This is a genomic window from Nonomuraea sp. NPDC049758, from assembly GCF_040674635.1.
Classification (GTDB): Bacteria; Actinomycetota; Actinomycetes; order Streptosporangiales; family Streptosporangiaceae; genus Nonomuraea.
On sequence record NZ_JBFAMZ010000011.1, the window covers coordinates 191,312 to 207,365 of the forward strand.

The 16,054-nt window shown below is 76.6% G+C and carries 7 protein-coding genes; 5 read left to right on the plus strand and 2 right to left on the minus strand.

The genetic code is table 11. The features are described 5' to 3' along the window. Positions 1–82: 82 nt before the first annotated feature. Positions 83–1,294 (minus strand): cytochrome P450, encoded by a 1,212-nt coding sequence (locus tag AB0J46_RS28335; RefSeq protein WP_364337055.1) that lies wholly within the window; start codon positions 1,292–1,294, stop codon positions 83–85. 32 nt (positions 1,295–1,326) lie between these two features. Then, positions 1,327–2,922, minus strand: coding sequence for an FAD-dependent oxidoreductase (locus AB0J46_RS28340; protein WP_358298299.1), 1,596 nt, complete (start codon positions 2,920–2,922; stop codon positions 1,327–1,329). Positions 2,923–3,242: 320 nt separating this feature from the next. Here AB0J46_RS28340 and AB0J46_RS28345 point away from each other — a divergent pair, with 320 nt between their 5' ends. From AB0J46_RS28345 to AB0J46_RS28365, 5 genes are read left to right on the plus strand one after another with little or no spacing between them, the layout of a single operon-like run. Beyond that, positions 3,243–4,136, plus strand: coding sequence for a DUF4132 domain-containing protein (locus AB0J46_RS28345; protein WP_364337057.1), 894 nt, complete (start codon positions 3,243–3,245; stop codon positions 4,134–4,136). Then, positions 4,133–8,989, plus strand: a complete 4,857-nt coding sequence (locus AB0J46_RS28350; protein ID WP_364337059.1) for a DNA-binding protein — start codon at positions 4,133–4,135, stop codon at positions 8,987–8,989. Before AB0J46_RS28345 ends, AB0J46_RS28350 begins: the two co-directional genes overlap by 4 nt. Before the next feature lie 34 nt (positions 8,990–9,023). Next, positions 9,024–10,175 carry an AAA family ATPase gene (locus AB0J46_RS28355; protein ID WP_364337061.1) on the plus strand — a complete coding sequence of 384 codons (1,152 nt, stop codon included), beginning with the start codon at positions 9,024–9,026 and terminating at the stop codon, positions 10,173–10,175. After that, entirely contained in the window at positions 10,172–13,804 is a 3,633-nt protein-coding gene (locus AB0J46_RS28360) for a DUF5682 family protein (RefSeq protein ID WP_364337063.1), read from the plus strand. Before AB0J46_RS28355 ends, AB0J46_RS28360 begins: the two co-directional genes overlap by 4 nt. After that, positions 13,801–15,972, plus strand: coding sequence for a hypothetical protein (locus AB0J46_RS28365; RefSeq protein ID WP_364337065.1), 2,172 nt, complete (start codon positions 13,801–13,803; stop codon positions 15,970–15,972). The genes AB0J46_RS28360 and AB0J46_RS28365 overlap by 4 nt, the downstream gene beginning before the upstream one ends. Positions 15,973–16,054 lie beyond the last annotated feature (82 nt).

Genomic DNA, 16,054 nt, shown 5'->3' on the forward strand with positions numbered 1-16,054 from the left:
CACAACCCCGCGAAACGCCCTAACCGGGAGGAAGTGCCCGGCGGCCCCGGCTTCCGGCTCCAGCGGGGGCGCCGTGGGCTGGTCAGGCCGGGGCGATGCCGTCGTAGTCGATCAGGAGGTGGCGGGGACCGCGGAGCACCGGGCTGGGGCGGTACGGCGGCGGGTCGGCGACCAGCCGCGGATTGCGCACCCTGCGCACCAGCTCACCCAGCACGATCTGCGCCTCCAGCCGGGCCAGCGGCGCGCCGAAGCAGTAGTGGACGCCGCCCCCGAACCCCAGGTGCTCGTTCGGCCGGCGGCACGGGTCGAACCGGTCGGGCTCGCGGACGTGGGCCGGGTCGCGGCTGCCCGCCGCCAGCGCCAGCACGACGGGCGAGCCGGCCGGGATGGTCACGCCGCCCACGACCACGTCGTCGAGGGTGACCCGGGAGGAGACGAGCTGCACGGGCGGCTCGAAGCGCAGCAGCTCCTCGACCGTGGTGATGACGAGGTCGGGGTCGGCGCGCAGGCGTTCCAGCAGCATGGGGTCGCGCAGCACGGTGAGCATGCCGTTGGCGATGAGGTTGATCGTGGTCTCGTGCCCGGCGATGAGCAGCAGCAGGGAGGTGGCGACGACCTCCTCGGGCGTCATGCGGCCGTCCGGGCCTTCGTAGGTGACGAAACCGGACAACATGTCGTCGCCCGGCTCCTGCCGCCGCGCCTCGGCCAGCCCGGCGAGGTAGCGTTCCAGGTTCTGCGACACCGCCTGGCGCTCGCGGGCCCGCTCGGCGCGGTCCTCCTCGCCCGGCCCGAGCGTCTCGACGATCTGGTCGGCCCAGGCGTGGAACTGCTGCTCGTCCTCGGCCGGCACGCCGAGCAGCCGGCAGATGACGGCGATCGGCAGCGGATAGGCGACCTCGTCCACGACGTCGGCCCGGTTCTTGCCGGCCAGGGCGTCGATCAGCTCGGTGGTGGTGGCCAGCATCATCGGGCGCAGCCCGTCCACGACGCCCGGCGAGTGCGGCGGGCCGAAGTGGCGCATGGTCAGGCGGCGCAGCCGGTCGTGCTCGGGCGGGTCGAGCCTGATGAAGGCGGGCGCGTGCTCCGGCTCCTCCGGCGCGTTCGCCAGGTTGCGCCGGTCGGAGCTGACCCGCGGGTCGTGCAGCAGCTCGACGATCTCCCGGTACGTGCTGACGACGTACGAGCCGTCCGCCAGCCGCGTCACCGGGTTGCGGCGCAGCTCCCCGAGGAACGGGTAGGGGTCGGCGCGGCCGGCCGGGTCGAGGATGCGCTGCATGGCGGCGTCCGAGGTCATGTCCTGCACTCCTGTCCTGAGTTCCTGCCGGGTCAGCTCTGCGGCTCGTGCCGCAGCGAGGCGCGCCGCTCGGCCGGGTCGTGGCCGGTCACCACGACCGTCGCCCCCTCGGCCGCGACCAGCCGCTCGGGCACCCGGGCCGGCACGGGCCGCGCCTCCCCCCGCATGTCCATGTGCCGGAAGGCGGGCGGGAAGGGCGTGGCCCGCTCGATCAGCCGCTGGTAGAACTCCAGCCACATGCCCTGGTCGAAGGTGACCGCGGCGGTGATCCGGCCCTTGTAGCCGTAGACGGCGACGAAGCGGCGCTCGTCCGTCGAGCCCTGGGTGACGACGAGCTCGTCGGCGAAGGTGGGCACGCCCACCGACTTGATGTTGACCCCGAACTGGCTGGACCAGAACACCGGCACCGACAGGTGCGGCCAGCGGTGGGTCTGGTCGCTGACCATGTTGTGGGCCGCGATCTCGGCCTGGGTGACGGCGTTCCCCCAGTGCTCCAGCGTCATGAACTGGTACTGGTACAGCGGGTGCGGGAAGCGGGCGATGTCGCCGGCGACGAAGACGTCGTCGGTCACCAGGCCGTTGGTGTCCACGGCGCGGCAGCCGGCGTCGCAGGCCACGCCCCACACACCGGCGGCCAGCCCCGAGTCGAGCAGCCACTCGACGTTGCGCACCGAGCCGAGCGCGACGACGGCGACCTCGGCCTCGACCGTGCTGCCGTCCGACAGATGGGCGCCGCGCAGCCGCCCCTGCCCGTCGCCCTCCAGCGCGGTGACCGTGGTGCCGCATCGCAGGTCCACGCCGTGCTCGCGGTGGAGCTGGGCGGCGACGTCGCCGATCACGCCGCCGAGGGCGTTGACGAGCGGGGCCGGGCCGCGTTCGACGACCGTCACGGGCAGGTCCAGCTCGCGGCAGACCGAGGCGATCTCGCTGCCGGTGAACCCGGCGCCCAGGATGAGCACCCGGTTGGGGCGGGCGGCCAGCGCCTCCCGCAGGCCGGCGGCGTCCCGCATCGAGCGCAGCGTGTGGACGCCCGTCAGCCGGGCCTGCTCCTCGTGCGGCCAGGGCCGGGCGCGGGTGCCGGTGGCCAGCAGCACCCGGTCGAAGCCGACCTCGCGGCCGTCGGCCAGCAGGACGCGCTTGCCGGCCACGTCCAGGCCCGTCGCCCGGGTGCCCCACAACCATTCGGCCTCGACCTCGCGCAGGTGGGGCAGCATGACGTGGTCGGGCGCCACCTGTCCCATGAGCACCTGCTTGGACAGCGGCGGCCGGTCGTACGGCTCGGCGGGCTCGTCGCCGATCACGGTCAGCGACCCGGTGAAGCCCTCCCGCCTGAGCACGCCGGCGGCCCGCGCCCCGGCCAGGGACGCGCCGACGATGACGATGCGCCCGTCGGTCATCCCGCGCGCCGGCGGGCCGGGCGGCTCGGGCGTGAGCCGGGTGGCCGTCCAGTCGAGGTGGATGGCCTGGACGGGGCAGGCCGCCGCCGCGCGCAGCACGTGCTCGCGCCGCTCGTCGCCGGGGTCGAGGTCGTACAGGAGGGACTCCTCGCGCATGGTGAAGACGTCGGGCGCGAGGAAGGCACACTGCCCGTACCCCTGGCAACGCGTCAGATCGACGACGACTTTCACCGGCCATCCCCCTGTCGAGCGAGCCGCGCGCCCGTTCCCCGGCCGGCGCGCCCGGCCCGGACTGGCCTACCCCCGCCGCCCGCGCCCGTAGCCTGCGCGCGGCGATCCTGCCCTGCTCTTTAGGCGGTACGGACGGTCTTTAGGCGGTAAGCACAGAAATCACAGCATCCCCGCTCGCCGAGGGGACCCGGCGCCGTAACCGGGCCGTCGGGCAGTCGGTAGGCATTTGTCAGTGATCGCCGATAACGTTCCGCGCAACGTGGCGGTGGGAGATCCGCGCCGCGACACATTCCCATGGCCTGACGGCATGGCTGCATGCCATGGCGCACGAGGAGAGGCGGCGGCAATTGGGTTGGCTGGCGGCGGGCGACGCGTACGAGGTCGCCCTGATAGAGGGCCGGGTCACGGCCAGGGCCACGTCCGGCCGCTCGGCCGGACGGCAGCTGAAGACGCTGCCGAAGGCGGTGCGCGAGCACCCCGAGGCGGACCGGCTGCGCCGCTTCGCCGAATGGCTCGACCGGCACGCCGCGTCCTGCGTGGCGCACGTGGACGCCTGGATGGTGTCCTCGCTGCCCGTGCCGACCGAGCTGATCGCCCGGGTGTGGCCGGACGAGGCGTGGCAGACGGCGCTGCGTGACGTGGCGGTCGTCGGCGACGACCCCGACGAGGTGGGCTTCCTGCGCGACGCGACCTCCGCCGGCGAGCTGCGCATGGTCAACCTCGACGGCGAGACCGTCAGGCTGGCCCCGCGCACGGTGACGCTGCCGCACCCGGTGCTCCTGCCCGACCTCGACGACCTGCGCGAGTTCGCCGCCGAGCTGGGCATCACGCAGAAGGTCGAGCAGATCCACCGGGCCATCTGGCGCAAGCCCGCCGACCAGGGCGAAGGGGTGCGCCAGGTGAAGGACTTCGCGGGCGGCACGTACGCCTCCCGGTTCGGCGTGGCGGCCCGCGCCACCCAGCTCGGCTACCGCGTCTCCGGCGGCTACGCCACCTGCCAGGTGCGCGACGCCGGCCGGCTCACCGAGGCCGCCGTCTGGATCGGCGAGCCCTACTGGGACAGCGAGACGTCCACGGGCGATCTCACCTGGCGCGACCAGGACGGCAGGACGCTCACGCTGCGCGAGGTCGGCCCGGTCGCCTGGTCGGAAGGCATGAGGATGGCCGCCGCGCTGCACGCCGGCCGGCAGGTCGAAGAGGGGAAGAGCGCATGACCGGGGACATCTCGCAGAACGCCGAGGCGCGGGAGCTGCTCGACGCCGGCGCGGTGCTGCCGGCCGGCACCGAGGGCGCGGGGGAGCGGGCCGTGCCGCTGGTCGCCCGCGCCTACCGGCACCCCGGCCTCGACGACCGGGTGATCGTGCGTCTGGTCACCGAGGAGCTGAGCGGCGCCGAGGACGCGGTGGGCGGCTTCCTCGGCCTGGTGCCCGAGGGCGAGGCCGCGGTGGTCGGCCTGGGCCTGCGGCGCTCGCTCGGCTTCCCCGAATGGGTGCTGGTCCACCACCCGCAGGACGGGCACCACGCCCTGGCCGTCGTGCCGGAGCTGGAGCGCGTCGCCCGGCAGGCCAGGACCAAGCCCAAGATGGCGCTCGACGCCTACCAGCGCCTGGCCGAGCAGCTCGCCGCGTCCGTCCCGCACTTCCTGCCGACCTTCTACGAGCAGGCCGCCCGGGTGTTCGCCGCGGCCGACAACGCCCAGTACGCCGGGCAGCTCTTCTCCGCCGCCCGCCGGGCCGAGGCCCAGCACGGCCTCGCCGTGGACGAGGACCGGCTCGACGCGGTGTTCCTGGAGTTCGCGCTGGCCGGGGCGCTGCCGGTCAAGGTGCTGTCCGGGTACGCCAAGGAGCTGACCGCCCGCCTGCCCGCGGCGGAGGCGCTGAACAGGTACGCGCGGCTGTGCGTGCGCAGGACCGCCGGCGGCCTCGCCCCCTCGGCGCAGATGGCCGCCGACATCCGCAGGCTCGCCAGGGCCGCCGGCGTGGACGCCGAGACGGCCGAGCAGGACTACCTGGCCGAGGTGCTGGCCCTGCCGGCCGCCATGCAGGCCCCGACCGGCTGGTGGAAGTCCCACGCCCCGGCCGTCGCGGCGCTGGCCGGGCAGCGCCCGGAGCTGCGCGGCACGCTGCTGAACGTCATCCCCGACAGCCACGACCGGGAACTGCCGGGCATCTGGCTCGACATCCTGGAGAGCGCGGGCGCGACCGCCGGCCTGCACACCGACGTGCCCGAGGCCGAACGCCCGGCCGACGGCGCCGCCGGCTGGCTGCGCAGGTTCCTCGCCGCGCGGCAGCGGGCCTGGGGCGTCGCGCCGCACCTGCCCGCGCTGCACGCCCTGATCGAGCGCATGGCCGACCGGCTGCGCGCCGAGCTGACCGCGACCGGCGCGACGATCGAGGTCGACGACGACGCCGACCTGATCGACCTGCTGCTGGCCCTCGGCATCCCGCTGGCCGACCCCGGTCCCGGCGCCCGGCTCCGGCTGACGCACTGGGCGGAGCACAACGACCGGCGCGACCTGCTCGCCCTGGCCGCCGACGGCCGCTTCCACACCGCCTTCCGGCACGGCGCCGACTACCTCGACGCCGACGACGTGGGCAGGGCCACCGTCCGCGCCCTGGCCGCCTCGCCGGGCGGGCGTCCGCTGCTGGCCGAGTGGGTACGCCTGGTCGCCCGCCGTTCGGCTGCCGCCGGCCTGCCCAACCTGCCCGACGCCCTGCGCCGCCTGTCCTGGCTGCCCGGCGAGGCCCTGGCCCTGGCCGAGGACGAGGTGCGCCAGGCGGTGACCGACGCCGACGTGGCCGGGGTGCTGGCCCGCGCCCTGCGCTCCGGCGTCATCGACGAGCTGGGCTGGCCCGCCTTCGAGCAGGCCGCCACCCAGCTCGTGCCGGAGAAGGACATCGAGGACCTCGTCGTCTGCGACGCCTGGCCGAACCTGGTCGTCGCGGGCACCGCGCAGGCCCGGGTGCTCTCGGCCGACGGCGTCCTGCTCACCCACGACCTGCGCGTCCCCAGGGACGACACCTGGAGCGATCCCGGCTTCCACCACGTGGACGGCGAGCTGCTCGTCTACTGGGACTCGCGCGACCGCGCCAACGGCCTGCGCGGCTACTGGCACACCTCCGCCGACCGGGTGCGCGACCTGGACGGGAAGGACCGGAGCCGGGGCACGCGGCTGGACTACTACCAGGGCGACGACCCGGTCAGCCTGGCGGTGCCCGGCGGCGGCCGCACCACCGGCCACGGCGTGCTGCACGCCGGTGACACGGCCGTCCCCGACGAGCGGCACCTGCTCACCGACGGCACGTCGTTCTGGACGTGGATCTGGGCGGAGCACGACAGCGGCTGGTACGAGTTCGACCCCGCCGGCGGCGGCATCGGCAGGAAGTCGCTGCCCGGGTTCCTCGCCGGCATCCCGGACGTCCGGCCCGGCAGGGGCTGGCTGCTGCCCGCGCCCTCCGACGAGCCCACCCCGGTCGGCGCCCCCGTGGACGGCCTGTACGGCCTGCGCGTGGTCGAGCTGCCCGACGGCTCCCACCGCGCCGAGGACCTGTCCGGCATCTCGGTGACGCTGCCGCCGGGCACCGGCGCGCCGGTGCGGGTGCTGACGTTCCCGGGCGCGGACCGGGCCTGCGCCGTCGTGCGCGGCAGCTACCGGATCAGCCTCGTGGACGCCGACGGCGTCGTCCTGGCCGAGTACCGGACCGACGCCAAGCCGGGCGCCTTCGGCGCGGGCACGCCCATCCTGCCGCCCGAGCGCTACTGGTACTGCCTGCGCCCCCGCGACCTCGAAGGCTCGGCGGCGCTGCGCCGCGCGGACCGCGAGACCGCCGCGGCCCTGCTCGAAGCGGCCACGCCGCACGGCGCCGACCTGGCGGCGGCCGTCCGCGCGCTGCTGCCGGGCATCACCCACGAGGCGCTGGTCAAGGGCGTGGCCGGGATCGTCGGCTTCGCCGCCGGCCAGCAGGACGCGGTGCGCACCGTCGTGGCCAACCTCAACCGCGCGCTGGCCGGCGACCCGGCCGCCGAGCGGGGCCCGTCCGGGCCCACCGACCTGCTGCTGGACGAGGCGCTCAACGGCATCGGCGACGGCCGCGGCTACCACCGCCACAACGCCGACGCCGCCTTCCAGCAGATCCGCGCGGTGGGCGGGGCCGTGACCGCCGGGCAGGACCGCCCGCAGGTGGCCAACCACCTCCGCCTGCCCGGGATGCCGGCCTCCGGCCTGCGGTGGGAGCGCCTGCTCGACCACTGCGCCGCCATGGCGTACCGGTGCGCGGCGCCGACCACCCCGGCCGAGCACCGGGACGCGCTGGGCGTGCTGCTCGGCGAGCTGCGCGACGGCGGCCTGCCGGTCGCGGCCGGCTCGTCCCGCTGGCGCCGCATGACGGTGACGCTCAGGCGCGAGCACATGGTGGGCGCGGACGGCGCCCCGGCGGACGGCTCGCTCTCGGGCGTGCTGCCGCTGGGCGGCGGCGCGTTCGTCGCCTTCCTCGACCTGCGCGAGACGGACGTCGACGGGCTCGAATGGACGGCGCTCTGCCACGACCCCGCCGGGGTGTTCGAGGTGCCCGCGCCCTACACGGTCCGCGACACCTCGCCCGTCGGCGGTGACCGGGAGGCGAGTTGGCTCGCGGCGTTCCTCACCGAGCTGGCCGCGCGCGGCCCGGCCCCCTGGCACGACGCCGCCGCCGAGGAGTTCGCCCGGCTCACCGGGGTCTCCCGGACCGCCGCGCGGCTGGTCGTGGCCGGGTTCCCGCAGGTGGACACCTACGAGCGGACCTTCCTCGACAAGGAGGCCCGCGCGACGATCGGCGTGAAGGTGGCCGAGGCCGCCGTCGCCAAGGACGAGCTGCGCGCCCTCGGCGCCGGGGTGCGGCAGGCCGTCACCGCGGCGCTGCTGCCCGCCGACCCGGCCCGCCTGTGGACCGACGGCCCCGACGCGGCCGCCGCCGCGCGGGTGTGGAACGAGCGCCTCGGGCAGCGGCTCGCCCTGCCCGAATGGCTGCTCGGCGAGGCCGCCCGCGCGCTGCGCACCGTCCAGGACGACCCGGCGCAGGCCCTGCGCGCGGTGCTCGACCCCGCCGCCGCTCCCGAGCTGAGCGTGGACCTGGAGTGGGAGGTGCGCGGCGACCGCGTCCACCCCGTCGGCCAGGGCACCGGGTTCGGCGGGCGGTCGCTGGTCACGGCCGTCGCCACGGCCGCCTGGCTGGCCCACCGGCTGCCGGCCGGGGATCCGCTGCGCGCCGGGCTGCCCGCCGTCCTGTCGGCGGTCCGCGACCGGCTCGCCCACCCCGGGCTGCTGATCGACCTCGACCAGTACGTCGGCCTGCCCGCGTTCAAGAAGGTCGCGGGCACGCCGACCGAGGTCGGCGACGGCTACGAGCGGTACGGCGCGGTCGTCATGGCCACCTACGACAGCCAGCCCTCGCCCGCCATCCGCCCGCACCTGCTCGACCCGGCCGGCGAGGACCCCTACCTGCGGGCCCTGATCGGGCTCAACGGCTCGTTCCCCGCCGTGTCCGCGCTGCGCACCGCCCTCGACCCGCGCTTCGCGGCGCTGCTGGCCGACCCCGGCGACCCCGCCCAGGGCGACCGGGACGCCGACGGCGCCTGGTGGCCGCAGGACCCGACCCGCTCGGTGCCCGACCTGGTGGTGGACGTCGCCAAGGCGCACGGCCTCGGCGAGGACGCCGCCGCCGTCTACCTGATGCTGCTGGCCATGCCCGACCCCACCGACCGCAACACCGCCCGGTGGACCGGCTGGAAGCCGGCCCGGCTCAAGGCCGCGCGGGCCGAGCTGGCCCGCACCGACCTGGTCGTCCAGGCCGTGCGCGCCCGCGCCGGACGCTCGTTGTTCCTGACCGGCGGCTGGTCGGAGGAGCGCACGCCGCGCCTCCCGCTGGAGCAGTGGAAGCTCCCGATGTTCAGCCCGGACGCGGGCCTCGGCGGCCTGCTCGTGCCCGGCGAACCCGTGGCCGACCTGTACGCCAGGGCCTGGCGGCGCGTCCAGGACGGCGACGTGCCCCGGTTCGAGCAGCTGGACGTCAAACGCGGCCGCCGCCGCTGACCCTGTCATCACCACACGAAGGACACGAAACCCCATGACCCTCACCGACGAGGCGACCCCCGCCACGCAGGTGGTCTCCGCCGAGCAGCGGTACGCCACCGAACTGGCCTTCCTCGCCGCCCACGACGACGGCCCCCGCCCGCCCGGCTGGCTGCTGACGCCGCGCGCCGTCGTGACCTTCATCTGCGGCAGCGGCGAGGAGACCCTCTCCCTGCCCGCCCGGGACGGCCTGCCGTCCAAGCTCAAGGTGGCGCCCAAGTTCGTCGGCGAACGCGCGCTGGTCGAGCGCTGCGTCGTGACGCTGGCCGGCGAGCGCGGCCTGCTGCTGGTCGGCGAGCCCGGCACGGCCAAGTCGATGTTGTCGGAGCTGCTGGCCGCGGCGGTCTGCGGCACCAGCGCGCTCACCGTCCAGGGCACCGCCGGCACCACCGAGGACGCCTTCCGCTACGGCTGGAACTACGCGCTGCTGCTGGCCCAGGGGCCGAGCCGGGGCGCGCTGGTGGACTCCCCGGTGCTGACCGCCATGCGATCGGGGCGGGTGGCCAGGGTCGAGGAGATCACCCGCTGCCTGCCCGAGGTGCAGGACGCGCTGGTGTCCATCCTGTCCGACCGGCGGGTCAGCGTCCCCGAGCTGGCCGGGACCGACGACGCGCAGGTGGCCGCCGTCCCCGGGTTCACGGTGATCGCCACGGCCAACCTCCGCGACCGCGGCGTGTCGGAGATGTCGGCCGCGCTCAAGCGGCGCTTCAACTTCGAGACCGTCGATCCCATCTCCGACGCCGCGGCCGAGACGTCCCTGGTGCGGCGGCAGGCCACGGCGGTCGTCCAGCGCGCCGGCGCCGGGTTCGCCGTGGACGACGCGGTGCTGGAGGCGCTGGTCACGGTCTTCCGCGACCTGCGCACCGGACGGTCCGGCGAGGGCTGGGACGTCGAGCGGCCGGGCACCGTGATGTCGACCGCCGAGGCGGTGCAGGTGGCGGCCTCGCTCGGCGTCGCGGCCGCGTACCTGCCGAGTGGCGACGTCCTCGACCTGGTGCCCGGCCACCTGCTGGGCGTCGTGCGCAAGGACGACCCCGCCGACCACGGACGGCTGCTCGGCTACTGGGACGGGCCGGTGCGGCGGCGCGCCGAGGACGGCTCCGCCATGTGGCGCCGCCTCTGGGACCTGCGGGAGAACCTCCGTTGACGCCCCACACCCCGGCGACCCCGGTCACCCCCGCCACCCCGGCCGCGCCGCTCGACCCGGCGGATCCGCGGGTGGTGGTGGCCGGGCTGGCCGCCGCGACCCGGCCGTACCTGGTGGGGGTGCGGCACCACAGTCCGGCCCTGGCCGTGGTGCTGCCCGAGCTGCTGGAGGCGGCCGACCCGGAGACGGTGTGCGTCGAGCTGCCCGCCGACTTCCAGCAGTGGCTGCCCCACCTGGCCGACCCGGCCACCGTCGCCCCGGTCGCCCTGGCCGGGAACGGCGCGGACGGGCTCGGCTTCTACCCGTTCGCCGACTTCTCCCCTGAGCTGGTGGCGATCCGGTGGGCGGTCGAGCGCGGCGTGGAGGTGCTGTGCTGCGACCTCCCGCTGTCGGACCCCGGCCGGCAGGCCGCCGGACCCGAGGCCGAGGCCGAGGCCGCCGACACGCCGCGCTTCGCCGACGCGCTGGCCGCCGCGGGCACCGGGCGGGCGGGCGACGACATGTGGGACCGGGCCGTCGAGGTCCTGGCGCCGGGCTGCGAGCCGGAGGCCGTCCGCCGGGCCGCGCTCGGCGTGGGCTGGGCGCTGCGGCGCGACGCGGCGGCGGGCGGCGGCGTCGAGGCCAGGGACCTGGCGCGGGAGGCGTACATGCGGCGCGTGGTGTCCGCCGCCGCGGCCGGTGGACGCCGGGTCGCCGCGGTCGTGGGCGCCTTCCACGTCCCCGCCCTGCTGGCCGCCGACGAGACCACCGCCCCCGCCTCCGCCCCGTCCGACTCCGCTCCCACCGACTCCGCCGGGTCCGCGCCCGCTGGGGTGCGGGCCGTCACCTCGCTGGTCCCGTACGCCTTCGATCTGCTCGACGCCCGGTCGGGCTACCCGGCCGGGATCCGTGACCCGCGCTGGCAGCAGGCGGTGTTCGAGGCGGACGGCGTACCGGACCGGGTCAGGGACGGCGCCGCCCGCGCGATCACCGACCTGTGCAGGGAGCTGCGGGCCGCCGGGCACACGGCGGGCACCGGCGAGGCCGTCGAGACGCTGCGCCTGGCGTGCGACCTCGCCCGCCTGCGCGGCCTGCCCGCACCCGGCCGCGGCGAGCTGCTGGAGGCGGTGACGACCGTCCTCGGCCAGGGCGAACCCCTGGGCCGCGGACGCGCGCTGGCCAAGGCGCTCGACACGGTGTTCGTCGGGACGGCCAGGGGCCGCACCGCCCCCGGCACCCCCCGCTCGGGGCTCGGCCCCGCCGTCGAGGAGGAGCTGGCCGCGCTCAGGCTGCCCTGCCCGGACGACCCCGACCCGCGCGAGGTACGCCTCGACCCGCTCCGCTCCGACCTGGACGCGCGCCGGGAGGTGCTGCTGCGCCGGCTGCACGTCTGCGGCATCGGCTACGGCGAGCCGATCCAGGTCGCGGGCACCGGCGACGCCGGCGCGCTCACCACCAAATGGCGCCTGTCCTGGACGCCCGCCGTCCCCGCGCTGCTCGACCTGGCCGGGGTCCGGGGCGTGACCCCGGCGCAGGCCGCGGCGGGCACGCTGCGGGAGACCTACCGGCGCGAGTCCGCGGACGGCGGCCCCACCTGCCGCACCATCCTCGACGGGCTGCGCGCCGCCGCCCGCTGCGACCTGCCGGAACTGGTCGGGCAGCGGCTGGCCGACGCCGCCGGCACGCTGCCCGCCACGGCCACCCTCCCTGAGCTGCTCGACGCCCTCGACCTGCTGGAGGCGCTGCGCCGCGAGCACCTTCCCGGCACCACCCCGGAGGGGCGCGAGCAGGCGGGCGAGCTGGCCGTCACGCTGCTGGAGGCCGCGGTCCGGTCGCTGCCCGGACTCGCCGGCAGCGACCGGCCCGAGGACGCGGTCGCGCTGGTCGCGCTTGCCACGCGGGCCGGGGAGGACCGGCTGGGTCTTCGGCTGGACGACGCGCTGGGCGCGCTCGCGAGCACCGGGGCGCCGCTCGTCCAGGGGGCCGCGCTGGCCGCCCGCGTGCTGCTCGACCTGGACGGCCCCGAGCTCCTGGGCGCGCGGGCCGCCGGCTGGATCGACACCGCCACCACCCCGGACGGCCGCCGCCGGCTGAGCCTGCTGCTGACCGGCGTGCTCACGGCCGCCGGACCGCTGCTCCAGGCGGCGCCCGCCGCGCTCGGCCCGCTGATGGACCGGGTGGACGAGCTGGCGGACAAGGAGTTCCTCGACCGGCTGCCCGCCCTGCGCGGTGGGTTCGACACGCTCGCCCCGGCGGCGCGCGGCCGGCTGCTGGCGGCGGTGTCCGAGCGGCTCGGGGACCGTCCGGACCTGACGCTGGACGCGCCGCCCGACCTGCTGGCCGCCTGGACCGCCGCCGACCTGGCCGGCCTGACGGCCCTGCACACCCTCGGCCTCCTCACCCCGCACGACGCCCCGGCCTCGTATGACGGTCCGGTCCCGCCGGTGGACGGCGGGGAGCCGGTGCCTTTGGCATCCACGCGCCGGCCGGAGGGCGGGGAGCCGGTGTCCGGGCGGCGGGTGGAGGGCGGGATGCGGATCGGCCCCGCCGACCGGTGGCGGTTGCTGCTCGGGCGGGAGCGCGAACGGCTGCCCGCCGGCGCCCGCCCGTACGCCCGCGCCCTGGACGAGCTCTACGGCGCCGGCCGCGGCGAGGGCGCCGACGACTTCGGGCAGCAGGGCGACACCGGAGGCCAGGGCGACCCGTTCCCCACGGCCCGCGAATGGTCCGACGAGCTGGAGTCCCTGTTCGGCGGCGACGTACGCGAGGAAGTCCTGGCCAGGGCCGCCGACGCCGGACGGCACGACGTGCTCGCCGAGCTGGACCCCGCCGCCGTGCGGCCGTCCGTCGAGCTGCTGACGTCCGTGCTGTCGCTGGCCGGCGGGCTGCCCGAGCAGCAGGTCGCCAAGCTCAGGCCGCTCGTCCGCCGCCTGGTCGCCGAGCTGACCCGCGAGCTGGCGACCCGGTTGAGACCCGCGCTGACCGGCCTGGCCAACCCGCGTCCGACCAGAAGGCCCGGCGGCCGGCTCGACCTGCCGCGCACGCTGCGCGCCAACCTGGCCCACACCCGCCGCCTCGACGACGGACGGCTCGTGGTGGTGCCGGAACGGCCGGTGTTCAGCACGCGGGCCAGGAAGGAGGCCGACTGGCGGCTGATCCTCGTGGTCGACGTGTCGGGGTCGATGGAGGCGTCGGTCGTGTGGTCCGCGCTGACGGCCGCCGTCCTCGCGGGCGTGCCGACGCTCTCGACGCACTTCCTGACGTTCTCCACCCAGGTGATCGACCTGACCGACCGGGTGGAGGACCCGCTGTCCCTGCTGCTCGAAGTGCGGGTCGGCGGCGGCACGCACATCGCCGCCGGGCTCGCGCACGCCCGGACGCTGGTCACCGTGCCGAGCCGTACGCTCGTGGTCGTCGTCAGCGACTTCGAGGAGGGCTACCCGGTGGGCGGCCTGCTCGCGGAGGTGCGCTCGCTGGCCGGGTCCGGCGTCCACCTGCTGGGCTGCGCGGCGCTCGACGACCAGGGCGTGCCTCGTTACTCGCTGCCCATCGCCCAGCAGCTCGTCGCGGCCGGCATGCCGGTCGCCGCGCTCAGCCCGCTCGCCCTCGCCCGCTGGGTGGGGGACCGCCTCCGGGGAGAAGTCCGGTGAACACCTCTGCAACGCTCCCGCCCGCCGCGCCGCACGTGGTGGCCGCCGCCGTCGACGGCCTGACCAGCAGGTTGCTCAAGAAGCTGGACGCGGCCGTCCACCAGTACGCCGCCCTCGACCGGGTGGCCGACGGCACCGACGTGGTGGTCACGTGCGGTGAGGACGCGGTGGTCACGCTGTCGCCGGGGCCGTCGGGGGTGATCGCGGAGGAGGGGCAGGCCCGCTGCTCCTGCCTCCTCGCCCCCCGCTGCCTCCACCGCGCCGCCCTTCTCACCGCCTGCCCCCTGGCCGACCCGGCCGACAGCCTCTCCCTGGACGTGGAGACGGACACATCCCCGTCCCCTTCCGGACAACCGGACACGCCCTCCACCGACGGACGTCCCGCCCAGCCGGCCACAGAATCCGCCCGGCGACCGGACACCGACCAGGCGGGTGCCGAGCCGGGGCCCGGCCCAGAAGCCAGCCAGGCGAGTGGCGACTCCGGGTCGGGTTCACGGTCCGGGCAGGCGGGTGCCGAGTCTGGGTCGGGGGAGGTGGTCGTTCCGGCTGCGCCCGGGGCGGCGCAGGTGGCGGCGGCCGCGGGGTTGTGGCGCGCGGCGGCCGCCGTGCTGTCGGCGGGTGTGCCGGGCGCGGGCGCGGTGCCGCAGGCTGAGCTGCTCAGAGCCGCCCACACCGCCCGCCTGGCCGGGCTGCCCAGGGCCGAGGCCGCCACGCTGCGGGTGGTGCGCGGGCTGCGCGCCGCCCGTGCCCGGTACGACAGCCACCGCCTCGCCGACCTGGTCTCCGCCCTGCGGGAGCTGCTGCTCACCGTGGGCCGGCTGGCCGCGTCCGATCCCGACCCGGCGCTGGTCGGCACCGTACGGCGCGGCTACCGTCCGAACGGCGGCCTGAAGGTGTACGGCGTCTTCCGCGAGCCCGTGATCAGCAGCACCGGCTACGGCGGGGTGGTCACCCACCTCGTCACCGACGACGGACGCTGGTTCTCGGTGGCCGACGTCAAGCCCGGCGGCCCCGCCCGTGCCCGTGGCGCGGCGACCGCGACCGTCGCCATCGGGGCGGCCATGATGAGCCACGCGCAACTGGCCCGCGGCGGACTGCTGATCGCCGGGGCCACCGTCTCCCCGGACGGCCGCCTCGGCGCGGGCAAGGGCGTACGGGCCACCCCGGTCGCCGGCCTGGCCTGGACGGACGGGCCGCTCGGCGCGCTGTTCACCCGGCCGCTGTCCGAAGCGGTGGGGGCCCGGCTGTCGGCGGGGGCGTGGAGCGAGGAGGAGTCGGCCGAGCAGGTACGGGAGCCGGTCGGCTGCGACCTGGTGATCGTCGGCGCGGCGGGCGACCACGTCCTGGCCCGCCACCTCCCACCCACCGCCCCGCCACAACCGGCCGAAGCCGGGGGAGCGGCGGAGGCCGGGGGAGCGGCGGAAACGGCCGAATCTCGGGGAGCGGTGGAGGCCGGGAGAGCCGCCGAAGCCGCGCAGGTGGGAGAGGCGGAGGAAGCGGCGGGAGTGGTGGTCGGTGGTGAGGGGCCGGTGGTCCGGCTGGTTCCGGCGAACCGTCATCCCGATCTCGCGTACGTCGAGAACCTGCGGCGGCTCGCCTCACGGCCCGGCCTGCGGGTGCGCGTGGTGGCCAGGGTCGAGCCCGGCCGGGCGGCGACGCTCGTCCCGCTCGCCGTGGGGCCGGTCGCGGGGGAGGAGGCGACGCTCAGGCTGCCCCCCGAGTGGCAGGGCCGGGCCGACCTCGGCTACGACCGCCTCCAGGGCTCGCACCTGCCATCCGCCGACGCCTGCCCCCCGCCCGCCGACGCCATCCCCTCGCCCGGCCCGGACGCGTACGCCGAGGTGGACCCGCTGGACGGCGCACCACTGTGGCGGGTGCGCCGACTGGTCGAGCTGGCCGTCTCCGGTGGACGCAGGGCGGTCGCCGAGTCCGCGCGCGGCGGCGACGCCCGCGGGCAGGCCGCGTCCCTGCGCCGCGCCGGGTTCCGCACGGCCGCCGACCTGGCAGTCGCGCTCGCCGACGAGGCCGACCGGCGCGAACGTGACGTGTTCGGCAGGCTGGCCGAGGCCGACCCGGACGGGTACGCGCGGGCCTGGCTCGCGGCGGCGACCCACCTGGCCGCCACCGAACGCGCCCTCGTCCGCACCTCCTGGCAGGCCACCCCCTGACCAACCGGCGACCGGGCCGCCCACCCCACGGGCGGCCCGGTCCCGCGGGAGGCGAAAGGGGGCGGTGGGGACGAAAAGGCAG

Coding starts and splice junctions, on each gene's coding strand:
- AB0J46_RS28335 (WP_364337055.1), bottom strand. CDS start 1,294: ATGACCTCGGACGCCGCCATGCAGCGCATCCTCGACCCGGCCGGCCGC.
- AB0J46_RS28345 (WP_364337057.1), top strand. CDS start 3,243: ATGGCGCACGAGGAGAGGCGGCGGCAATTGGGTTGGCTGGCGGCGGGC.
- AB0J46_RS28350 (WP_364337059.1), top strand. CDS start 4,133: ATGACCGGGGACATCTCGCAGAACGCCGAGGCGCGGGAGCTGCTCGAC.
- AB0J46_RS28355 (WP_364337061.1), top strand. CDS start 9,024: ATGACCCTCACCGACGAGGCGACCCCCGCCACGCAGGTGGTCTCCGCC.